This is a genomic window from Staphylococcus condimenti (genome assembly GCF_001618885.1).
Classification (GTDB): Bacteria; Bacillota; Bacilli; order Staphylococcales; family Staphylococcaceae; genus Staphylococcus; species Staphylococcus condimenti.
This window is the reverse complement of sequence record NZ_CP015114.1, coordinates 165,586-190,263: the sequence shown is the minus strand read 5'-3', so window position 1 is coordinate 190,263 and position 24,678 is coordinate 165,586. Positions and strand designations below refer to the sequence as shown.

General features: G+C 34.1%; 18 protein-coding genes. 2 read left to right on the top strand and 16 right to left on the bottom strand.

Annotated elements, in window-relative coordinates; all coding sequences use genetic code 11:
- Positions 1–39: 39 nt before the first annotated feature.
- The 7 genes from coaE to A4G25_RS01000 form a co-directional block, all read right to left on the bottom strand.
- Positions 40–666 carry a dephospho-CoA kinase gene (gene coaE, locus A4G25_RS01030; protein ID WP_047131870.1) on the bottom strand — a complete coding sequence of 209 codons (627 nt, stop codon included), beginning with the start codon at positions 664–666 and terminating at the stop codon, positions 40–42.
- A gap of 17 nt (positions 667–683) precedes the next feature.
- The gene (mutM, locus tag A4G25_RS01025) at positions 684–1,556 is read right to left on the bottom strand and encodes a bifunctional DNA-formamidopyrimidine glycosylase/DNA-(apurinic or apyrimidinic site) lyase (protein WP_047131871.1); all 873 of its coding nucleotides are present in this window, start codon (positions 1,554–1,556) and stop codon (positions 684–686) included.
- A gap of 15 nt (positions 1,557–1,571) precedes the next feature.
- Positions 1,572–4,202, bottom strand: a complete 2,631-nt coding sequence (gene polA / locus A4G25_RS01020) for a DNA polymerase I (RefSeq protein WP_047131872.1) — start codon at positions 4,200–4,202, stop codon at positions 1,572–1,574.
- 95 nt (positions 4,203–4,297) lie between these two features.
- Complete coding sequence (gene pnpS, locus A4G25_RS01015; protein WP_047131873.1) at positions 4,298–6,007, bottom strand: two-component system histidine kinase PnpS; 1,710 nt, start codon at positions 6,005–6,007, stop codon at positions 4,298–4,300.
- Entirely contained in the window at positions 6,004–6,720 is a 717-nt protein-coding gene (locus tag A4G25_RS01010) for a response regulator transcription factor (RefSeq protein ID WP_047131874.1), read from the bottom strand. Before A4G25_RS01010 ends, pnpS begins: the two co-directional genes overlap by 4 nt.
- A gap of 179 nt (positions 6,721–6,899) precedes the next feature.
- Entirely contained in the window at positions 6,900–8,165 is a 1,266-nt protein-coding gene (gene icd / locus A4G25_RS01005) for an NADP-dependent isocitrate dehydrogenase (RefSeq protein ID WP_047131875.1), read from the bottom strand.
- Between the two features lie 62 nt (positions 8,166–8,227).
- Positions 8,228–9,346, bottom strand: coding sequence for a citrate synthase (locus A4G25_RS01000; protein WP_047131876.1), 1,119 nt, complete (start codon positions 9,344–9,346; stop codon positions 8,228–8,230).
- 361 nt (positions 9,347–9,707) lie between these two features.
- Here A4G25_RS01000 and A4G25_RS00995 point away from each other — a divergent pair, with 361 nt between their 5' ends.
- Entirely contained in the window at positions 9,708–11,072 is a 1,365-nt protein-coding gene (locus A4G25_RS00995; protein WP_047131877.1) for an amino acid permease, read from the top strand.
- Positions 11,073–11,260: 188 nt separating this feature from the next.
- On the opposite strand, the gene pyk is transcribed toward A4G25_RS00995, so the two are convergent.
- From pyk to A4G25_RS00955, 8 genes are all read right to left on the bottom strand, one after another.
- Complete coding sequence (pyk, locus tag A4G25_RS00990; RefSeq protein ID WP_047131878.1) at positions 11,261–13,021, bottom strand: pyruvate kinase; 1,761 nt, start codon at positions 13,019–13,021, stop codon at positions 11,261–11,263.
- A 41-nt stretch (positions 13,022–13,062) separates the two neighbouring features.
- Positions 13,063–14,031 (bottom strand): 6-phosphofructokinase, encoded by a 969-nt coding sequence (gene pfkA, locus A4G25_RS00985; RefSeq protein WP_047131879.1) that lies wholly within the window; start codon positions 14,029–14,031, stop codon positions 13,063–13,065.
- A gap of 306 nt (positions 14,032–14,337) precedes the next feature.
- Complete coding sequence (locus A4G25_RS00980) at positions 14,338–15,285, bottom strand: acetyl-CoA carboxylase carboxyltransferase subunit alpha (RefSeq protein ID WP_047131880.1); 948 nt, start codon at positions 15,283–15,285, stop codon at positions 14,338–14,340.
- A complete protein-coding gene (gene accD / locus A4G25_RS00975) occupies positions 15,278–16,150 on the bottom strand; it encodes an acetyl-CoA carboxylase, carboxyltransferase subunit beta (RefSeq protein WP_047131881.1) in 873 nt (290 codons plus the stop codon). The genes A4G25_RS00980 and accD overlap by 8 nt, the downstream gene beginning before the upstream one ends.
- 71 nt (positions 16,151–16,221) lie before the next feature.
- The gene (gene ystJ / locus A4G25_RS00970) at positions 16,222–17,448 is read right to left on the bottom strand and encodes an NADP-dependent malic enzyme (protein WP_047131882.1); all 1,227 of its coding nucleotides are present in this window, start codon (positions 17,446–17,448) and stop codon (positions 16,222–16,224) included.
- Between the two features lie 272 nt (positions 17,449–17,720).
- Positions 17,721–20,924 (bottom strand): DNA polymerase III subunit alpha, encoded by a 3,204-nt coding sequence (locus tag A4G25_RS00965; RefSeq protein ID WP_047131963.1) that lies wholly within the window; start codon positions 20,922–20,924, stop codon positions 17,721–17,723.
- 24 nt (positions 20,925–20,948) lie between these two features.
- Positions 20,949–21,890 (bottom strand): DHH family phosphoesterase, encoded by a 942-nt coding sequence (locus A4G25_RS00960; RefSeq protein ID WP_047131883.1) that lies wholly within the window; start codon positions 21,888–21,890, stop codon positions 20,949–20,951.
- A 20-nt stretch (positions 21,891–21,910) separates the two neighbouring features.
- The gene (locus A4G25_RS00955; protein WP_047131884.1) at positions 21,911–23,206 is read right to left on the bottom strand and encodes a DRTGG domain-containing protein; all 1,296 of its coding nucleotides are present in this window, start codon (positions 23,204–23,206) and stop codon (positions 21,911–21,913) included.
- Positions 23,207–23,423: 217 nt separating this feature from the next.
- On the opposite strand from A4G25_RS00955, the gene A4G25_RS00950 reads away from it, so the two are divergent.
- Positions 23,424–23,837, top strand: coding sequence for a universal stress protein (locus A4G25_RS00950; RefSeq protein WP_047131885.1), 414 nt, complete (start codon positions 23,424–23,426; stop codon positions 23,835–23,837).
- 50 nt (positions 23,838–23,887) lie between these two features.
- On the opposite strand, the gene A4G25_RS00945 is transcribed toward A4G25_RS00950, so the two are convergent.
- The gene (locus A4G25_RS00945) at positions 23,888–24,580 is read right to left on the bottom strand and encodes a metal-dependent hydrolase (RefSeq protein ID WP_047131886.1); all 693 of its coding nucleotides are present in this window, start codon (positions 24,578–24,580) and stop codon (positions 23,888–23,890) included.
- Positions 24,581–24,678 lie beyond the last annotated feature (98 nt).

Below are 24,678 nucleotides of genomic sequence, written 5' to 3'. Positions count from 1 at the left end.
AGTAATTTTAACTGTATTGAAACAAATGAAAAGGCTTACTTATTCTTCATCCTGATTATATGCAGCTTGTTGAATATATCCCTCATCCATTAATAATTGTTCCACATTTTGTTTTAATTCCAATAAAGTACCTCGATTATCAATTACATGATCAGCCATACGTCGTTTTTTATCAATTGAAATTTGACTGTAGACTCTAGCTTTTGCTTCTTCTTGAGATAAGTCATTGCGTTCCATCAATCTTTCAACTTGGATACTTTCAGATGCATATACTAACCAAGTTTCATCTACTGTATCTTGCAAGTTATTTTCAAACAATAGCGGTATATCCATAATGACGTTATAACCTTCGCTTAAATATTGTTCTTTTTGTTCATTCATGATTTCTCTAACAATTGGATGGATGATTTGGTTAAGTTCTTTACGTTTTTTAGCATCATTAAATACAATTTCTCCAATATATTTACGGTCCATTTCTCCATTTTGATCAACGGCTTTGTCACCGAATACTTGTTTTACTTGTTGTAAGCCTTCTGAATCTTTTTCAACTGCTTCTCTGGACGCTACATCTGCATCTACAATTTTAAAGCCATGAACTTCCAAAAGATTAGATACTGTAGATTTACCAGTACCAATTCCACCTGTTAATCCTATCACTTTTCCCATAAAATGACTCCTTCTTACTATTTTTGGCATTGTGGACAATAGTGTGTGTTTCTGCCCGCAATGACTTTTGTTTGAATCGGTCCGCCGCAAGCTGGGCAAACTTTCTTTTTATATACATTTAAATAATTCTGCATTTCTCCTGTTTTACCATCAGCGTGACGATAAGAGGAAATGCTTGTACCGCCATTTTCAATACCTAAACGTAATACTTTCACTACTTCATCAAATACACGTTGTTGTTCATCCGCATTTAGTGAATTCACACTACGTTCAGGATTGATTTTTGCATTAAACAAAGCTTCACAAGCATATATATTTCCGCATCCTGCAATAACTTTGTGATCTAAAATCACCTGTTTAATCGGTTTATTTTGATATATTTTTTTATTTAACTGATGTTGAAAATACGCAAGAGCTTCTTCATTAAACGGTTCTGGTGCCATTTCGGAAAAAGAAGAATGCGCAGATAAATCTGCTACATTCTTAATTTCACCAAAACGTCGTATATCTGAATATATAAGCTGTTTACCATTACTTAATTTAAAATTGACATGCCAATGTTTTTTGTAGTTTGGGACAATAATATCTTCTAATGTATCAACAACAAAGAAACCACCTGACATCCCTAAATGACTTACTAGCACTCTTTTGTCATTTTCAGTTTCAATATGAAAAAGTATATATTTACTTCTTCGTTCAACCTGTGTAATTTTATAGCCTTCTGAATATAATTTAAACATTGGTAAATCTATTTGTTTAATAATCGTATCTTTTCCAATTTCTTTCCCGTTGATGACAGCATCTGAGAATTCAACTTCATCAATACGTTGATTTAATACTAACGGTTCAATGCCGCGTTTTACATGTTCAACTTCTGGTAATTCCGGCATTCAAATTCCTTCTTTCTATTTTGCATCATACCATGTAGGACCATAATTTGTGTCTACTTGTAAAGGTACGTCTAAATCGATCGCATTATCCATTATATCTTCAATAAATGCACTAAATGCTTCTACTTCTTCTTCAGGAAGTTCAAAAATCAACTCATCGTGTACTTGTAATAGCAAATGTGCATGAAAATCTTTATTTTTAATTTCTTTATCAAAATTAACCATAGCCAATTTAATAATATCAGCCGCACTTCCTTGAATTGGAGTATTCATCGCTGTTCTTTCAGCAAAACTTCTGCGATTAAAATTACGACTCGTAATATCTGGAATATATCTGCGACGATGTAATAGTGTTTCAACATATCCTTTAGCTTTAGCATCTTTAACAATATCACTCATATATTGTTTTACACCTGGAAAGCTGTCTAAATAATCATCAATAAATTGCTTTGCAGCTTTTCTTGTTATACCTAAGCTTTGGCTTAAACCGTAATCACTGATTCCGTATACAATACCAAAGTTGACTGCTTTTGCTTGTCTGCGCATTAAACCATCTACTTCATCAGCTTCTACTCCAAATACTTTCATTGCAGTCGCAGTATGAATATCATGACCTTCTCTGAAAGCTTTTATCATACTTTCATCTTGTGTGATGTGTGCAAGTACACGTAATTCGATTTGAGAATAGTCAGCTGACAAGATAACATTGCCCGCTTCTGCCGGTTTAAACGCTTTACGAATTCTGCGTCCTTCTTCTAATCTCACTGGAATATTTTGTAAATTTGGATCTACAGAAGATAATCTTCCAGTTTGGGCTAATGTCTGATTGAAATGTGTATGGATACGATGATCTTTTTGAATAACTTTTTGCAAACCTTCGATGTAAGTCGATTGTAATTTAGAAAGCTGACGATATTCGAGTATATCATCTATAATAGGATGTTCGCCTTGTAATTGCTCAAGCACATCTACTGCAGTTGAATAGCCTGTTTTTGTCTTTTTAATAACAGGTAGTTTAAGATTTTCAAAAAGCACTACTCCTAGCTGTTTAGGTGAATTAATATTAAAGTCTTCACCTGCAGATTCATGTATACGCGCTATTAAGGTATCTAATTTACCTTGGATTTCTTTTTCCATTTCTTTTAATTCATCCACATCTGTATAAATACCCAATTCTTCCATTTCACCCAAAATACGTGCAAGCGGCAACTCTAATGACTCAAACAAATCAAGCTGATTATATTCTTCAAGCTGATCATACATAATTGGCGTACTTTCAGAAATTGCATCTAAAATAGAAGCAATATAAGTATCTAGCACCTCATCTGCAGGAATTTGTCTTTTACGTCCTTTGCCATATATATTTACTTCTTCGGCCACGTAATTTTGACCATAGTTATGAACAACTGAATAAACATCATCAATGCTTCTTGATGGGTCTAAGATATAACTTGCTAACATGATATCAAACGAAATATTTTTAATATCAATATTAAGTCGGTGCGCCTCTGCATAAGTTTTTTTAGCATCATATACACGTTTTCGAGTTTGATCATTTTCTAACCATTTTACTAATTCTGGAAAATTTTGGACTTGATCAGCATTAATGACAACAAAATGCCCATCTGCTTGAAGTCCGAACTTTAGAATATCTGCAGTTAAATAATCGCCTTCATCCACTTCAAAATGAATGGATGCTTCTGATAAATCATTGAAATTAATCGCATCAAAATCATGTTCTATTTTATATTCTCGTTTTTCTTCAGTTTTATCTTCTGCATCTACATCGATTTGATTCAACATTTGCTTGAAATCCAATTCCTTAAACAAATCAATTTTTGCAGTTTGATCTGCGTCTTCAGGTAATTTAGTATCTTTTAACGATACTTCAATCGGACTATCACGTTTGATTGTGGCCAATTGCTTACTCATAAATGCATCTTCTTGTCCATTTTCAAGTTTTTCTTTTAATTTTTTACCTGATACTTCATCGATATGTTCATACAAATTTTCAACAGTATCATATTGGTTCAAAAGCTTAATTGCCGTTTTTTCTCCTACACCCGCGATGCCAGGAATATTATCGGAAGTATCGCCCATAAGCCCTTTCATATCAATAATTTGAGAAGGTTTTAAACCATTATACTTTTCAGCTATGAATTCAGGCGTATAGTGATCAACATCTGTAACACCTTTTTTCGTATAATAAATTGTCACATTGTCTGAAGCCAGTTGTGTTAAGTCTCTGTCTCCTGTCACTATAATAGTTTTAATACCTGCTTTGTCAGCCTCTTTGCTTAATGTTCCTATGATATCATCCGCTTCATAATTCTCTAATTCATAATGCTTAATCTGATAAGCATCCAATAATTGACGGATTAAAGGAAATTGTTCGCTCAATTCTGGTGGAGTCTTTTGTCGACCACCTTTATAATCACCGAATGTTTCATGTCTGAAAGTTGTTTTGCCTGCATCAAACGCAACTAAAAAGTTTGTCGGCTGTTCTTCTTTTTTTATCTTTTCTAATAACATAGCGAATCCATATACAGCATTTGTATGAATGCCCGCACGATTTGTCAAAAGAGGTAAAGCATAAAATGCGCGGAAACTTAAACTATTTCCATCAATTAATACTAATTTTTCCACGTGATAACCTCCTGAATTGATTTAACTTTATTTTATCATAAGTCTTGATTTACTCACAAAATAAGCGCCGGAATCACTTCCGACGCATATATTATTTATGAATTTCGTGTTTTGTTGTCAAAGAAAATAATTCGGAATGTAGTACCTACGCCTACTTCACTTTCAATCTGGATACGTCCTTGATATGCTTCTACAATATGTTTCGTGATGGATAAACCAAGTCCAGTACCGCCAGAATCTCTGCTCCGTGCTTTATCCACTCTATAGAAACGTTCAAAAACATGTTTTTGTTCTTCTGGTGCAATACCAATACCATGATCTTCTACTTCTAATATGCGTTTTTCATCTTGTTGGTAAACCCGTACATGCACGGTACTTTCATCCGAAGAATAATTAATCGCATTGCTTACTAAGTTTGTAACTACTTGCGCAATTTTTGAAGCTTCAGCATCAATCATCACGTTACTTTGAATATCAGAATCAATTTCTATTGCTTTTCTTTGGGCATAAGCATATAGCGTATTCACAGCCGTTTGCGTCACTTCTGATAAATCAACACGTTCTGTTCTGATTTCAGTTTGCTGTTCAATATGAGATAAATCTAATAAATCTTCAACTAATGATTCAATACGATTTGACTCTTTTAGGATAATATTTAAAAACTCATCTAAAGAATTCTCATCATTTTTTGCACCATCAATCAATGTTTCAGCAAAACCTTTAATCGATGTAATTGGTGTTTTCAATTCATGCGAAACATTCGCTACAAATTCACGACGTAAATTTTCAAGCTTTTTAAGGCTCGTGATATCATGCAAGACCACAACCATCCCCTGCAATCTTTTTTTATTGCGGGATAGAATCGGTACACATGCAGTATCAAAATATTTTTCATGAACATTATTAATGTATACTTCAATCTGTTCATTAATCGTTTTTTCAGTTTTGAATGCATTGATGATTAATGTGTTTAGTTTGCCTTGAATAACTCTATTGTAGTTTTTATTCACAACACTTATTTCTGGATTGAACATATCATAATATGCTGTGTTTGCCACAACAATTTTCCCATACTTATCAATCATTAAAACTGAACTTGGAATGTTTTCTAATGTTGTTTTCAAACGGTTTGATTGAATTTTTTGTTCATTGTGCATTTTTTGTAAGCGACGTGCTAATTCGTTCGTCGTTACAAAAAGCGCACGTGTTTCTTTCACATTACTTTCAGGAACACGGATATGATAGTGTCCTTGTGCTAATAATTTCGTAGCATAAGTGACATCGTTAATCGGACGAATGTAGGTTCTGTTTATATTTCTAACAATTAAAAATACAACTGCTAATATAAACATTCCTATAATCACGATATATTTCCATGCTTCAAATTGTAATTGTGAAATTTCATTATTATAACCTGTAATAATAATGTGATGATCTGTGTCAATATATTTATAAGTGAATCGATGATTACCTTTGTGTGTATCGTAAAGTAAATTGGATGGATTGCCGACAACATTAATATTCTCATTAGCTGGTACATTGTTTCCAGCTCTGAATAAAACTTTATGATCTGAATTCCTATGTACAGTAATCGCAAAATCATTTAATCGAGCATATTCTTTTATAGCTTGATTTTGATGATTTTGATAGGACTGATTGACTCTTTCGGCATCATTTTTTAGATTTTCACTATCTCTAGAAGAAATAGTAGTATAAATAGCATGATTAATAAGTAATCCTAATGCGATGAGACAAGAAATAATTAATGTTACCAGCGTAAGCAGTAATCTGGTATAAAACTTCAATTAGCAGATTTCGGTCTTTCTAATTTATAACCTAAACCACGGACTGTTTTAATAAGTTTCGGCTGCTTAGGATTTTCTTCCAATTTATCTCTTAAATGACTGATATGCACATCAACAATACGTGAATCACCGGTAAATTCATAATTCCACACAGAATTCAACATATGTTCTCTTGTAATGACTCTGCCTTGTCGCTCAATCAAATACAATAACAATTCAAATTCTTTAGGTGTCAATTCTAATAGTTCATTGTTTTTATATACTTCAAAATACTCGGGTCTAATCTTGATGGAACCAATAATAACATCCTCATTATCATTCTCGTCTTCTTTGACGTTTTGAACTTGTTGAGAACGTCGTAAAATAGCTTTTACACGTGCAACTACTTCTCTAGGTGAAAATGGTTTAGTCATATAATCATCTGCACCAAGCTCTAAGCCCAGTACACGATCAAATTCATCATCTTTGGCAGTCAACATTAATATAGGAACTAAGTTCTTATCAGAACGAATTGTTTTGCATACTTCAATGCCATCCAATTTAGGAAGCATTACATCTAAAACTACCAAATCTGGCTGTACTGCATCTAACTTTTGAAGTGCTTCTTCTCCATCATAAGCAACTTCTACAATATAACCTGCAGTTTCCAAGTTGTATTTCAGCAAAGTTACAATTGATTGTTCATCGTCGACTACTAAAATTTTTTGAGACATGGTCGTACCCCCTGTGTATTTTTCAACCTAATTATAACTTATATTTTCATAAAGATAACATACTATGTATTAACTTTACAAAAACTTAACAATTAGTTCATAATTTGAATTTTTGCGATTTCAAAAAATAAAAAAGCTATACTGCCTGAGTCGACAGTATAGCTGTAATGGATTATTGATTACAGGTTCTTAATCAATTCATCAGCAAATTCTGATGTCTTAACTTCAGTTGCACCATCCATCATACGTGCAAAGTCGTAAGTAACAACTTTAGAAGCAATTGTTTTTTCAATTGAATCTGTAATTAAGTCAGCAGCTTCTTGCCAACCTAAGTGTTCTAACATTAACACTGCACTCAATAATTCAGATGATGGGTTAACTTTATCTAAATCTGCATATTTTGGAGCAGTACCATGAGTTGCTTCAAAAATTGCATGACCTGTCTCATAGTTAATGTTTGCACCTGGTGCAATACCGATTCCGCCAACTTGTGCAGCTAATGCATCAGAGATATAGTCACCATTCAAGTTCATAGTTGCAACTACATCATATTCAGCTGGACGAGTTAAAATTTGTTGCAAGAAGATGTCAGCGATAGAATCTTTAATAATAATTTTACCGTCTGCTACTGCTTGGTCTTGAATTTTGTTTGCTTCATCTTTACCTTTTTCATCAACTAAACGATCATATTGTTGCCATGTGAATACTTTATCGCCGAATTCATTTTCAGCTAAATCATAACCCCATTGTTTGAAAGCACCTTCAGTAAATTTCATGATATTACCTTTGTGTACTAAAGTAACAGATTTACGATCGTTATCGATTGCATATTGGATAGCTGAACGAACTAAACGTTCTGTACCTTCTTTAGAAACTGGTTTAACACCAATACCTGAAGTTTCAGGGAAACGGATATTTGTTGCGCCCATTTCATCTTGTAAGAATTTGATTAATTTTTCAGCTTCTGGAGTGCCTTCTTTAAATTCGATACCTGCATAAATATCTTCAGTGTTTTCCCGGAAGATTACCATATCAGTATCTTCAGGACGTTTTACTGGAGAAGGAACACCTTTAAACCAACGTACAGGGCGTAAACAAGCAAATAAATCTAATGTTTGACGTAATGCTACGTTTAATGAACGGATACCGCCGCCGATAGGTGTTGTTAAAGGTCCTTTAATCGCAATTAAATATTCTTCGATTGTATCAAGTGTTTCTTGTGGTAACCATTCACCAGTAGTGTCATAAGCTTTTTGACCTGCTAGAATTTCTTTCCACTCAATTTGTTTTTCGCCATTATAAGCTTTTTCTACAGCAGCATCTAATACACGACGTGATGCTCTCCAGATATCCGGTCCAATTCCATCTCCGATGATGAATGGGATAATTGGGTTATTTGGTACTAGTAAACCGTCTTCTTGTTTAACAATTTTTTCTGGTGCCATTAATAATTCCTCCGTTACTTAAAATATTAAATCTTGAATTTCAGAATCTAAATCAAGATGATCTATCTTTCTTCAATTGGAACATATACACGATTAGTTTCACCAATATATTTTGCACGTGGTCTCATAATACGGTTATCTCTATATTGTTCAAAGATATGTGCTAACCAACCTGAAGTACGGCTGATTGCGAAAATAGGTGTGAATAAGTCGTGTGGAATATTCATACTATGATAAACAGTCGCACTATAGAAATCAACGTTAGCAATAATACCTGTACGTTCTTTCATAATATCTTCAATTTTTACTGAGATATCATACAAGTGTTTTTGACCTGTTTCATCTGTGATTTTCTTACTCATTGTTTTTAAATATTTCGCACGTGGATCACCATCTTTGTATACGCGGTGACCAAAGCCCATAATTTTTTCTTTATTTTCGAATTTTTTGTCTAAATATGGTTCTACATCATCAACTGATTTGATTTCAGATAACATATTCATAACACGTTCGTTTGCACCACCGTGCAATGGCCCTTTTAATGAACCGACTGCAGCAACAATACCTGAGTACATATCTGATAATGAAGATACTGCACAACGTGCTGTAAATGCTGATGCGTTCAATTCATGGTCTGCATGCAATACTAAAGCTTTGTTGAATGCTTCTTCTTCGATATCAGTTGGTACTTCCCCACGTAACATATATAGGAAGTTAGCTGCATAGCTTAAACCTTCTTTAGGTTTAACTGGATCTTTACCTTCACGAACACGTTGGAATGAAGCAACTAATGAAGCCATTTTTGCTTGAATTCTGATTGCGCGTTCTAATTTTTCTTCGTCTGTTTCACTTTCAGCATTTTCATCAAAATGTGCAACGTATGAAACAGAAGTTCTTAATGCTGTCATTGGATGAACATGATTAGTAGCATAATCTTCAAAATGCTCATAAACTTTATCATCTAATGTTGCATATTTGTATAATTTTCCTTTCAACTCATCTAATTCTTCTTGCGTTGGAAGTCTGTAATTCCAAAGTAAAAAGACAATTTCTTCAAATGAAGCATTTTCTGCTAAATCATCGATGTCGTAACCGGCATATGTCAGTTGGCTATCGATAATTGAGCTCACTTTCGTTTCAGCTGCAATTACCCCTTCTAAACTTTTTTGTAATTCTGCCATATTAATTTCCCCTTTTCTATAACAAATTGAAATGGCTTTCATTTAGTATTATATCCAATTATCGCGATTTTGTGAACAATTAAGCAACTCTTATATTCATGTAATTATACATGCCAAGCTAGTATTTGTAAGGATTTCATCACTAAAAGGCCCTTCACTAGTACACTTATTACATTTAAATTGCTTTAAGTGCCTTAAAATACACTTTTTATGATGTGTCATTTTAAATATTTATCATTCATTATAACTATAATTCATTGTGAATTGCATGAAAATTTGCATTATTTGCAAAAAACATTTGTCATTACTTCCAAATATGTGCATATTATTTATGAGGTGCAAAAAGGGAGTTGTTATGAATATGGCAAATAATAATTTACAAAGAGAACTTAGCAATCGTCACATTCAGTTGATTGCAATTGGCGGCGCAATCGGCACAGGGTTATTTTTAGGGGCAGGACAAACGATTGCTATGACAGGTCCTTCCATATTATTAACATACATTATCATCGGGTTAATGTTGTTTATGTTTATGAGAGGATTAGGAGAAATTTTAATTTCCAACACTAATTTCAAATCATTCGCAGATGTTACAAACGAATATATCGGGCCTTTTGCAGGGTTTGTAACTGGATGGACATATTGGTTCTGTTGGATTATAACAGGGATGGCAGAAGTTACCGCAGTTGCTAAATATGTAAGTTTCTGGTGGCCGCAAATCCCGAACTGGGTAAGTGCATTATTCTGTGTACTACTACTGATGGCATTCAACTTATTTAGTGCCAAAATTTTCGGAGAATTAGAATTCTGGTTTGCTATTATCAAAGTCGCAACAATTATTGTATTGATTGTGGTTGGGCTTGTAATGATATTAATGGCATTCAAAACACAATTCGGACATGCTTCATTCACTAACTTGTATGAACATGGTATTTTCCCTAAAGGGGCTACAGGTTTCTTCATGTCCTTCCAAATGGCATTATTCTCATTTGTAGGGATTGAAATTATAGGGGTAACTGCTGGAGAAACTAAAGATCCAACTAAAACAATACCGAAGGCTATCAATAGTGTGCCGATGCGTATTCTTTTATTCTATGTTGGTTCATTAGCAGTGATTATGTCTATTATTCCTTGGAATAAAATAGACCCTTCAGAAAGTCCATTCGTTCGTCTATTTGCTTTAGTAGGTATCCTATTTGCAGCAGGTATTATCAACTTTGTTGTATTAACAGCAGCTGCATCATCTTGTAACAGCGGTATTTTCTCAAACAGCCGTATGTTATTTGGTTTAGCGAGACAAGAACAAGCACCACCAATTTTCAGATCTACAAATAAAAATGGTGTACCTCATATCGCAATTTTTGTTTCTTGTGCGCTATTATTAGTTGCAGCATTATTGAACTATATTTTCCCTGATGCAACATTAGTATTTACGTATGTAACTACTATTTCAACAGTATTATTCTTAGTTGTATGGGGATTAATCATCTATGCTTACATTAGATATCAAAAGCGTGAACCAGAACAACACAAAAAATCACCTTATAAATTACCAGGTGGCAGAATTTCAGGCTACATTATCTTATTATTCTTCATCTTTGTGTTTGCGTTACTATTTGTAAACCCAGTAACACGTGTAGCAATCTTCATTTCACCTATTTGGTTTATCTTATTAGGATTCATGTACTGGAGATATACACAACAAGTTAAGAAACATCAAGGGTAATTTTTATTAATTCAAGCACCTTTATTTCAATAAATAGAGAATGGGTATCTTTATCAGAAGATACCTGTTTTTTATTACATATTAGTATCTGACTATTATTACAATTTTGATACAATCCATATGTATACAAAAAAGCCTCAAACCTGAAAAAACAGGTTTGAGGCTTTTCATTTATTGATTACTTATTATTAAAGTACGTTTGCATAACCGTCATATACACGACCAGTATTAGCATCAACAGTAATCACAACATCATTTGCGATTAATTTTGTGGCATTATTTGCACCAACGATTGTTGGAATACCTTGTTCTAATCCGATGATTGCACTTGGTGAAGTAATACCGCCTTCTTCAGCAACTAAACCAGCTGCTTGTTCAATATAAGGTACGAATGTTTCATCAGTTGAATGCGTTACGATGATTTTGTTTGAAAGATCTCTTCCTTCTAACTCAATTGCATCTTGAACAACGATTGCATTCCCTACTACTGAATTACGACCAACACCTTGGCCTTTAACAAGTTCGTCACCAACTAAATGTAATTTCATCATGTTAGTTGTACCTTTTTCACCAGTCGGTACACCAGCTGTGATAATTAATAAATCACCGTTTTGAACACGACCAGTTTCAATTGCTGTAGCTACCGCATTATTTAATAATGCATCAGTAGTTTTACGTCCTTTTTTAACTACTGGGAACACACCCCATACTAATGCTAATTGACGTGCAGTTTCTGGGCTAGGTGTAACAGCAATAATATCTGAATGCGGACGGAATTTAGAAATTGTTTTAGCTGTTTTACCACTTTCAGTAGCTGCTACAATTGCTTTAACTTTTAGGTTTAGTGCTGTATGTGCTACAGAAACACCAATTGCATTTACTAAGTTAGTTTCTTCTAATTTAGTTCTGTCATTTAATAATTTTTTATAATCTTGGGCAGCTTCAGCAGCAACTGCAATGTTTCTCATTGCTTTAACTGCTTCTTCAGGATATAAACCAGCAGCAGTTTCACCAGATAACATAACTGCATCTGTACCATCATAGATAGCGTTTGCTACGTCACTTGCTTCAGCTCTTGTAGCACGTGGGTTACGTTGCATAGAGTCTAACATTTGAGTTGCTGTAATAACTGGTTTACCTAATTTATTACATTGTCTGATTAAGTCTTTTTGGATAACTGGTACATTTTCAGGTGGAATTTCAACACCCATGTCACCACGAGCTACCATTAAACCATCAGATACCTCTAAAATTTCTTTAATGTTATCGATACCTTCTTGGTTTTCAATTTTTGGAAGAATACTAATGTTTGTGTTGCGTTCTTCTTCTAAAATTTTACGGATATCTAAAACGTCACTTGGACGACGTACAAAACTTGCTGCGATAAAATCAACATGCTCATCAATACCAAATCTGATATCATCTGCATCTTTTTCTGTGATACCTGGTAAATTTACTTTTACATTCGGTAAGTTAACACCTTTTTTGTTTTTAATTTCACCAGAGTTTAAGACTTCACATAGTACTTCGCCTTTTTCTTTATCTTTAGCTTTAACTTCTAATTCTACAAGACCATCATCAAGTAAAATGAATGAACCGATTTCTACGTCATTAATAAGATCTTCGTAAGTCACTGAGAATTTATCAGCTGTACCTAATACTTGTTTCATGCTGACAATAACATCATTACCTTTTTCTAAATTGATAACGCCGTTTTCCATGTCATGAGTACGAATTTCTGGCCCTTTTGTGTCAAGCATAATTGCGATTGTTTTATTCAAACGTTGTGATACTTCACGGATACGTTCAATACGCGCTTTATGCTCAGCATGATCACCATGTGAAAAGTTTAAACGCGCAACATTCATGCCAGCTTTCATTAATTTTTCTAACATTTCTTCAGATTCTGATGCAGGTCCAATCGTACAAACGATTTTAGTTTTTCTCATTATTAAAGCCTCCTAATAAATTCACTATAAATTAATATAAATTAAATTGATAGTTCTTGTGCAAGTTTATACATTTGTTTATCAAATTTACTTCCTTTGTTATTAAAAATGTCTTCAAACTTAGTTTGTGTAAGTTGGTTTTGTTTAATACCTACACCTAACGCAGTTTTACCATCCATTAATAATTCAACTGCATGTCCGCCTAATCTTGATGCTAATACTCTATCTTGACCAGTTGGGCTTCCTCCACGTTGAATATGACCTAAAACTGATACACGTGCATCGACGTGAATGTATTTTGCTAATTCATCAGCACATACTTGTCCGCCCATAACACCTTCTGCCACCACGACAATAGAGTGTTTTTTCCCACGTTTTATACCAGTTTCAATTTTTTCAGCAACATCTTTAATATCTACTTTTTCTTCAGGAACAATGATTGTTTCAGCTCCGACAGCTAAGCCAGCCCATAATGCAAGATCACCACAATCTCGTCCCATTACTTCAACAATAAACGTACGTGCATGGCTTGAAGCTGTATCTCTGATTTTATCCACAGATTCAATAATAGTATTCAATGCTGAATCAAAACCGATTGTGTAATCAGTTCCTGGAATGTCATTGTCGATTGTACCAGGGATACCGATAGTTTGTATTTCCGGACATTCTTCACTGATGCGTTGCGCACCACGATAACTACCGTCTCCACCTATTACAACAAGTCCATCGATCCCTCTAGCGCGTAAATTCTCAATTGCTTTCGCACGCACTTCTTTGTCTTTGAATTCTGGACAACGTGCAGAATATAAGAATGTACCACCTCTTTGGATAGTATCACCCACTGATCCTAATTCAAGTTTCTTAAGATCATCATTGATTAATCCTAGATAGCCTTGATATACACCATAAACTTCAATCCCATTATAAATAGCTGTACGCACAACTGCTCGAATAGCAGCATTCATTCCCGGTGCGTCTCCGCCACTTGTTAAAACTGCAATTTTTTTCATGACGACTGACCTTCCTAACTTGTATGATTTACATTAAAAATACCATAAAAATAGAGGCTTATCCATAGAAATACAATGCATTCTATAATGTAAACGTTTTATATTTATGATTTCGAAATATAGCCACATTCTTTATTATATTCTTGTGAAAATCAATAGATAATTCTAGTATATTTTATTATAAACAATACAGTCATTTCTTATAGAAATTTTGGTTGAAAGATGTAGTCATTTCCAAATAATTATCATTTGAAAAGTAAAAAAGAGATTCTATATCGCTAAAAAGCGTATAGAATCTCTTTACCCTTATTGTTCTTTAAATTCACCAATTTGACGGAATTTTTCAAAACGATCATCAGCAAGTTCTTGCCCATTTAATGCTTCAAGTTCTGATAACTGTTTCGTAAACGCTGTTTTAATACGTTCAGCTTGCAGTTCAACATCCTTGTGTGCACCACCGAGCGGTTCTTGAATAACATCATCTATAATTTGTAGCTCTTTTAAGTCTGGAGCTGTAATTTTCATTGTTTCAGCAGCGATTTTGGATAAGTTGCTATCTTTCCATAACAACGCTGCTGCGCCTTCAGGTGAAATTACAGAGTAAGTACTATTTTCTAACATTAACACACGATTAGCAATACCAATACCTAAGGCACCCCCGCTACCGCCTTCACCAATAACTAATGAAATCACAGGTACTTTTAAACTTGCCATTTCAATCAAATTCTTAGCGATAGACTCACTTTGTCCTCTTTCCTCTGCTGCTTTACCTGGATATGCACCTTTAGTATCAATAAATGTGAAAATTGGACGACCGAATTTTTCAGCTTGCTTCATCAAACGCAATGCTTTTCTATATCCTTCAGGATGTGCCATACCAAAATTACGATAAATATTATCTTTAGTATCTTTACCGCGCTGTTGTCCAATTACTGTGACAGGCTGACCATTTAAATAGCCGATGCCACCAATCATCGCAGGATCATCACGATAATTTCTATCACCATGTAATTCTATAAATTCATCAAAAATATATGAAATATAATCTAAAGTAGTTGGTCTTTCTTGTAATCTAGCTAATTGTACACGATCCCATGGTTTTAAATGCATGTATATTTTTTCAGTTTCTCTTTCTAAAGACGCTTCTAACATGTCAATTTCCTCTTGTAAATCGACATCATTTTTCTCTTGCGATTCTTTCAAAGCATCTATTTTATTTTTTATTTCAAATAATGGCTTCTCAAAATCAAGCATCTTTATTCACCTCTTGTCCAGCATGCATTTTTAAAATTGTTTCTAAAGTGCTTCGCATTTCTTTTCGATGAACTACTTTATCTAATTGACCGTGTTCTAATAGGAATTCTGCAGTTTGGAAATCATCTGGCAACTTTTCATTAATTGTTTGTTCGATAACTCTGCGGCCTGCAAAACCAATAAGAGCTTTGGGTTCAGATAAATTAATATCGCCGACAGAAGCAAAACTTGCAGATACGCCGCCTGTTGTCGGATTAGTAATATATGAAATGTATAATAGTCCAGCATCAGAATGACGTTTCAATGATACACTTGTTTTCCCCATTTGCATCAATGAGATAATACCTTCTTGCATTCTGGCACCGCCGCTTGCTGAGAATAAAATAAATGGCAGACGATGTTCAGTACAATAATCTATAATTCGACAAATTTTTTCACCAACTACAGATCCCATACTGCCCATTCTGAATCTCGCATCCATAACCGCAACACCATATTCAACACCGCCTAATTCAGCTGTACCAGTCACAACCGCTTCGTCTAAGCCTGTTTTTTCTTGGTCTTTTGTAATTTTTTCTTCATATCCCGGAAAATCTAAAGGATTTGCAGAAGTCATCCCTTTATCAAATTCTTTAAAAGTTCCTTCATCCGAAATTGCCTCAATACGTTTATATGCAGTCAACGATAAGTGATGGTCGCAATTGAAACATACATTGAGATTTTCAGAAAGTTCTTTGGTATACATGATTTTTTTACAATTTGGGCACTTCGTCATGATACCTGTCGGAACATCGTTCTGTTTTGAATCTTGCACAGTAACATATTTTTTCTTTTTACTGCCTCGATTAAAAAAATCTTTAAACATTGGTCAACCTCCACACCACTATTATGCCGCTTCTAACCGCATAACAGCTCTTTGAAAAATAAATTTTCTAATTAAATATCAGTTAATCTCATCGTTTTATTGTATATTTCATCTGGATCAACTTCAACCCTAGACACTCCAGATTCCATAGCAGCCTTAGCAACATTACGTGCAACTGATGGTGCAACACGTCTGTCAAATGGCGCTGGAATACAATAATCCGGTGATAATTCATCAGGCTGAATTAAATCTGCAATCGCCGAAACAGCAGCTTGTTTCATTTTTTCATTAATATGTGTTGCTTCGACATCCAAAGCACCTCTGAAAATACCTGGGAACGCCAAAACATTATTGATTTGATTAGGGAAATCTGAACGTCCAGTTCCCACTACTTTAGCCCCTGCTGCTTTAGCATCATCAGGTGTAATTTCAGGGTTAGGATTGGCCATTGCAAATATAATACTGTCTTCATTCATTGATTTTACCATATCTTGAGAAAGTGCGTTTGCTACAGACACACCAATAAATACATCTGCACCTTCAATCACATCCGAAAGCTTACCTTCTTTTTTATCTTTATTTGTCCATTCTGCTACAAAATCTTTTGTAGGATTCATACCATATGGACGTCCTTCATAGATAGCGCCTTTAGAATCGCACATAATCATATTTCTAACACCATATGAATACAATAATTTAACAATAGCAATACCTGCTGCTCCTGCGCCATTTAATACCACTTTGATGTCTGAAAGTGATTTATCTGTAATTCGTAAAGCGTTCATCAAACCTGCCATTGTAACAATGGCTGTACCGTGTTGATCATCATGAAAGACAGGAATTTTTGTTTCTTTTTTCAAACGATTTTCAATTTCAAAACAACGAGGTGCTGAAATATCTTCTAAGTTAATACCGCCATAATTAGGTTGTAAATATTTTACTGTTTTAATAATTTCTTCAGTTTCTGTTGTATCTAATGCAATCGGCACCCCATTGATACCAGCAAAACTTTTAAATAGTACAGCTTTACCTTCCATGACTGGAATACTCGCCTCAGCACCAATATTTCCAAGCCCTAAAACAGCTGTTCCGTCAGTAATTACAGCTACTGTATTGCCTTTTGCTGTATAATCATATACTTTACGAGGATCTTCATAGATTTCTTTACATGGCTCTGCCACGCCTGGAGAGTAAGCTAAGCTTAATTCTTCTTTGTTGGTCACTTTTACTTTAGGTGTAACTTCTAGTTTCCCTTGATTCTTTTTATGCATTTCAAGTGCTTCATCTCTTAAAGACAAGTAAATCGCTCCTTTGTTTTAACTATTTTAAAAAACTAAATGACACTTGGATCATCTGTATTTAAAATGTTTATATGATTTAATTTATAACTTATTGTTAGTGTCTTTTTATCATACAAGTTTTGGTATTTATATCAAAATATAAAACGATTATAACACAATTATCCCTTTATCTAAGAAAGGTTTATATTAATTATAACTTTCTCTCTCTTTTCATTTTGTAATTAAAAAATGCTAAGCATTGCGCTTAGCATTGAATTAAATGTATCAGATTAAATGATTCTGACATTTTCCGGCGGAATGGCCTCAATAAATTTTTCAATTGTTTCTATATTTCTTTCTACTGCACCTATCTGTTCCATTCTATTATCTTTTACATGATATAAATTTACTGGAATTGTATCGCGATTATTCATTATTTCTGCATTATCGAAATCTAACATGTTTTCGTCTACATTACGTAGGACTAACATTTTTGCAAACTCGAATTTTTGCTGTTCAAAGGTATCCAAAGTTTCTAATTGATTGATAATTAACTGTGACTGGTTTTGACGTTCCTCAAATTTACCACGCACAATAAATGTATCATGCTCTTCCAAAACATTTTCAATTTGTTTAAAAACATTCGGGAATATGACACCGTCTAATGTTTTGATACCGTCATTCAAAGTTACAAATGCCATAGGTTGTCCGTTTTTAGTACGTATACGGTTCATTTTATCAACTTGAACTAATATGGGTTGATTATTCTTAGCATTTGAAAGTTTATATATACCAAGTAGCTGTTTATTTTCAAATAATTTTTCAATCGGATGTTTCGAAATATAGAAACCGAGATGTTCTTTTTCAAAATCACTTAATACTTTATCAGGCAGTTCTTCTTTTTCTTGATAACTTTCCTTAGGAGTAACAAATTCAAACAACAGTTCGTCTTGTTCTACGTTATTTGCTCCATCCAATACTTGATCTAATGTCGATAGAAGTGTTGCACGATTTTCATTGAACTGATCAAAAGCTCCCACTAAAATAAGTGATTCCAACAACTTACGTGTTTTAACTCTATTTGGCAATCTCCGCGTCAAATCAAAGAAATCCTTATACTTTCCATGCTCATATCTTTCATCCACTATGGCCTTCACACTTTGATACCCGACGCCTTTAACAGCACCGAGCGATAAATAAATACCTTTTGAAGTTGCTCTATAATACCAGTTGCTCTCATTAATATCAGGCGGTAGTATTTTTAGATTTATTGATTTTGCTTCAGTCACCATTAATTCAGTTTTCTTATCATTACCGATTGAGTTAGTCAGTATATTGGCATAGAAATAATTCGGATAATGCACTTTTAAATAGGCCATTGTATATGCAATTTTTGAATAACTGACCGCGTGTGCTCTAGGAAATCCATAATCCGCAAATTTTAAAATTAAATCAAATATTTGTTTGCTTAATTGTTCTGAATAGCCGTTTAAATTTGCTCCATCAATAAAATGTTGTCTTTCACTTTCAAGTACAGCTCTATTTTTCTTACTCATCGCACGTCTTAAAATATCCGCTTCACCATAACTGAATCCTGCGAATTTACTCGCTATCTGCATAATCTGCTCTTGATAAATTATGACGCCATACGTATTTTTCAGAATAGGTTCTAAATCTGGATGCAGATATTGTACTTTTGATGGATCATGACGTCTCGTAATATAAGTCGGAATTTCCTCCATTGGCCCAGGTCGGTATAATGAAGTCATCGCTACAATGTCTTCAAAATGTTGCGGTTGCAATCTTTTTAAAGCTTGTCTTACACCTTCTGATTCTAATTGGAAAAGACCTGTTGTATCTCCGCGTGAAAGCATTTCAAAAACTTTAGGATCATCAAATGGGATTGCTTCTATATCGATAGAAACATTCAAATCTTTTTTTACTTGATTAATTATTTGATGAATAATAGATAAGTTTTTCAATCCTAAAAAGTCAATTTTCAATAGCCCTAATTTTTCATCTTCCGTCATTGTCCACTGTGTCAATAAACCTGTATCCCCCATCAATAATGGGACGTGTTCATATAAAGGGCGATCATTAATTATAATACCTGCAGCATGAGTTGACGTATGTCTTGGAAGACCTTCTAATTTTTTACTTAACTCAAACCATTTTTCATGCCGATGATTACGATGGACAAATTCTTTGAAATTTTCATTTTGATACGCTTCGTTGAGAGTAATGCCTAATTTAGATGGGATTAACTTGGAGATTTCACTTAGTGTAGATTCTTCAAACCCCATAATTCTGCCGACATCTCGTGCAACTGCTTTTGCGAGCAGATGCCCGAATGTCACAATACCAGACACATGGTAATCACCATATTTCTCTTGCACGTATTGAATGACTTTTTCACGTCGTGTATCTTCGAAATCGATGTCAATATCTGGCATTGTGACACGTTCTGGATTCAAGAATCGCTCGAAAAGCAGATTATAACGCAATGGGTCTATCGTTGTTATATTTAATAAATAACTGACAAGCGAACCTGCAGAAGAACCACGTCCAGGCCCTACCATGACATTATGTGTTTTGGCGTAATGGATTAAGTCACTAACGATCAAAAAGTAGTCTTCATAACCCATTTTAGTAATAATATTGAATTCATACTCTAAGCGTTCACGGTATTTTGGCTGATCAAGATTCATTTTTTTTAATGATTGCTCTAAAATTTTCCATAAATACGTTTTAGAAGAACTATTATCCGGTGTTTTGAATTGAGGTAGAAGCGGTTGATGATAATTAATTTCTGCAGTACATAACGCTGCAAGCGACTCAGTATTTTCAATAATATCAGTCGATAATCCTAAATCCTCTACTTCTTTTTGAGAATAAAAATGGGCATGATGATTATTACCTGTATTCACTAAATCTATCGTTTGATTATCCTTAATTGCATTTAAAGCACTGAGTGTGTCAGCATCTTCAGAATTGAGATATCTTGCCTCTTGCAAGTACACCATGTTCAAATCTAATCTTTCAGCTGCGCCACTGCTTTGATGATCAACATACAAATCAGGGTGCTGCTCAAAATGATGCACAAGGTTCATTTGTTCGGAAGTCACATTTTTAAAAATAATAACTACGTCATCTTGATATTTTTTCAACCATTCAATTGGTGTTGAGTATTTTTCTTGTACCTTAATAGCAGAAGACAATTGATAAAGCGACTTCAATCCCGCTTCATTTTTGGCAAGCAAAACAGTTTCTAACTCAGTAAGTCCATCACTTAAATGAACTGTCATACCAAAAATAGGTTTAATACCCGCCTTGATGCTTGCATCATAAAATTGAGGAACAGCATGCAGTACATTTGTATCTGTAATTGCCAAAGACTCATAACCTTCTTGCACAGCCTTTTGGATAACATCCGTAACTTTTAAACTTGAATTGAGCAAGTCATAAGCAGTATGAATATTAAGATTTGCCTTCACTGCAACCATTCCTCCTTTTAATCATTAATTCTCTTCAGCTCTTTTATTTAATTCAGCTGCAAGTGCATCAAATTCTTGCCAACTATCTACTGAAACACCTGATGCATTCGGATGACCACCGCCTCCAAATTTTTGAGCGATATCATTGATAACAATTCCTTTTGAACGTAATCTGCAACGAATTTCAGAACCTTCATCTACTGCAAATACCCATACTTTTAAACCGCGTAAATCTGAGATTGTATTAACAAATTGAGAAGCTTCATTAGGTACTAAACCATATTGTCTCAAGACATCTTCAGTAATTTGCACTTTCGCAAATCCATTTTCATTCAAGTCGAAGTTTTGTAAAACATAGCCTTGGAACGGTGCTAATTTAGGATCCTTTTCAGCCATCTTATTTAATTCTGCACTGTGGTCAAAAGGATATTTCAATAGTTCAGCTGCAACTTGCATTGTATGCGGTGTTGTATTGTTGAAGAAGAAGCGTCCTGTATCTCCGACAATTCCTAGATATAACAGTTTGGCTGTATTTTCATTGATAATAGATGAATCATTAAAATATGAAATCAAATCAAAAATAATTTCACTTGTAGAGGAAGCATCTATATTAACGTAGTTTAAGTCTCCGTATTGATCAACTGGCGGATGATGGTCTATTTTAATCAATTTTTGACCTTTATCAAAACGCTGATCATCAATTCTAGGTGAATTTGCTGTGTCGCAGACGATTACAAGCGCATTTTTATAATCATCATCTTTCACTGCATCAAAAGTTCCCATGAAATCTAAAGAAGGTTCACTCTCACCTACTGCATAGATTGTTTTATCAGGAAATTTTAATTGAAGATAAGATTTTAAGCCTAATTGTGAACCATAAGCATCCGGGTCTGGACGCACATGTCTGTGAATAATAATCGTATCTGCATCTGCAATGGTATCCATAATTTCATTAAAATTGTTCATTTTTACGTCTCCTCTTCTATCTAGCTTTCCAACATTTGACATATTGTCAATGCTTTAGCCACTGGTGTTTGGCCGTTCATCATACTGACCTCTATTTTAGCAAAATGCCGTCCTATATCTAACATGTTGTATTGTATTTCTAGTTCAGTTTCGATCGAAACTGTTTTCAAATACATGATACTTAAACTTTCAATCATAACTTCTTGTTTTTTTAATTGGCGCATTTTATAACGAATCGTTTCTTCAATGATTGCCACAAATGCTCCTTTACTTAATGTACCGTATTGGCTTGTTAATTGAGGTGCGACATCGACAGTAATACTATCTTTATTTATAGAAATATATTTAGCGACTTGATCATTAATCGTTTCGCCTACTTGCGGTTGTCTGCCGATTAATTGCATCGCTCTTAATACATCCTCACGAGATACGACTCCCAACAACTTTTTATTAATCGTAGTGACAGGCAAAAGTTCAATCCCTTCCCATATCATCATATGTGCGCAACTCGCAACAGTCGTTGAATTCTGCACGTTCAAAACAGGTTTTGTCATTACTTTTTGAATACTTTCATCAGAATCTTTCGCAATTATATCCTTACTTGTAACAATACCAACTAGTTTCCAGTCATCATCTACTACAGGAAATCGAGAGTGGCCTGTTTGTTGTGAACGCTTTTTCAAATCAGACACTAACATATCTTCTTTCGCTACTGTTTCTTCTGAAACTGGCTTAACTATATCTTCAACAATCAAAATTTCTTTTCGAATAATTTGATTGTACATCGCTCTGTTAATCATATTTGCTACTAGGTACGAATCATAATTTGACGAAAGAATCGGAAGGTTATGTTCGTCAGCATACTTTTTAATTTCAGGAGTTGTATTAAAACCCCCTGTAATAAGCACTGCGCTGCCGTGTTTTAAGGCTTCCATTTGTACATCAGTTCGGTTACCGACTATTAACAATGTATGTTTCGTTAAATATTTAACCACGTTCTCAAGTTTCATAGCTGCTATCGCAAATTTAGTTAACGTATTATGCAAACCATCTCTACCTGCTAATACTTGACCATCAATGATTTTTACAATTTCACCAAATGTAAGATGTTCGATTTGTTCACGACTTTTCTTTTCAATTCTTACAGTGCCTACTCTATCTATTGTTGCAACTAAACCTAATTGCTCAGCATCTTTAATAGCGCGATATGCTGTACCTTCTGAAACCTCTAAATCTTTAGCAATCTTTCTTACAGAGATTTTCTTTCCTACAGCTAAAGATTCGATATGTGCCAGAATTTGCTCATGTTTTGTCATCTTACTTCCCTCATTCTCTGCTTTCTCTTATTATCATTATAACTTGCTTTACTCTAAAAATCGAAACAATATCACAAGTGATTTTAACATTTGATTGAAACCTTCTCTAATATAAGAATTTAATTTAGCAAGAAAAAGCTTTTTAATAATTTGGACATAAATTTAATTGGAAAAATTGTTACATCTTTATTAGAATAGAAACTAAGGAGGGATTGAGATGTATAAAAACATACTACTCGGTGTTGACACGGATTTAGAAAATAAAAAAGCACTGGAAAATGTTCAAAAATTATCTGGAGAAGGCACAATTGTTACAATTTTGAATGCGATTTCAGAACAAGATGCACAAGCATCTATTAAAGGTGGAGTTCATTTAAATGAATTAACTGCAGAGCGAAGCAAAGATTTGCAACCGACGCGTGATATTTTAGATGAGTACGGCATTGATTATGATGAAATCATTGTGCGCGGCAACCCAAAAGAAGAACTTGTGAAATTTGCGAATAGCGGCGACTATGATGTTTTAGTTGTAAGTAACCGCAAGGCTCAAGCGAAAAAGAAATTCGTATTAGGCAGCGTCAGCCATAAAGTAGCTAAACGTGCTCATATCCCTGTATTAATTGTTAAATAATAAAAATGCTTGTACAGCAATTAAACTGTACAAGCATTTTTGGTTTCAATTTAATCAAATTTCACTTCTTCACCTGGTTTTAATATTTGAACTTCACCTTTATTTACTAATTTCTTGAAGTCTTCTGGATTTTGTTCAATATAAGGGAAAGTATCATAATGAATTGGCACCGAAATTTTAGGTTGAATAAATTCATTAATCGCATAACTTGCATCTTCAATTCCCATCGTAAAGTTATCGCCGATTGGAACAAAACATACGTCTACTGGATGACGATCTGCAATTAACTTCATATCACTGAATAATCCTGTATCGCCGCAATGATAAATTGTCTTGCCATCTACTTCTAAAATTAATCCAGTAGAAGCACCTAAATAAACAGGAATTCCGTCTTCATTCGTTAAACTTGAGCTGTGAAATGCTTGTACATATTTCACTGAACCAAATTCAAATTCCCATTTACCGCCAATGTTCATAGGATGCACATTTTCAACACCTTGTGATGTAGATAAATAATCTGCTACTTCAGCTAAACCTACAACAGTGGCATTATTTTTTTTAGCTATTTCTACAGTATCTCCAAAATGATCTCCGTGACCATGTGTCAATACGATATAATCGACTTCAACTTCTTCTGCATTCAAATCAGATAATTCATTACCTGTAATAAATGGGTCTACGATGACTTTCTTGCCGTTCGCTTCAAAATAAATTGTTGATTGTCCATGGAATGATAATTTCATTAATAATCCCCCTATGTTCATTTTATTGATTATATTATAACATCTTCCCTCTTTTCACTAAAAACAATCCCTCACCTTTTGAATTATATGCGAATGTA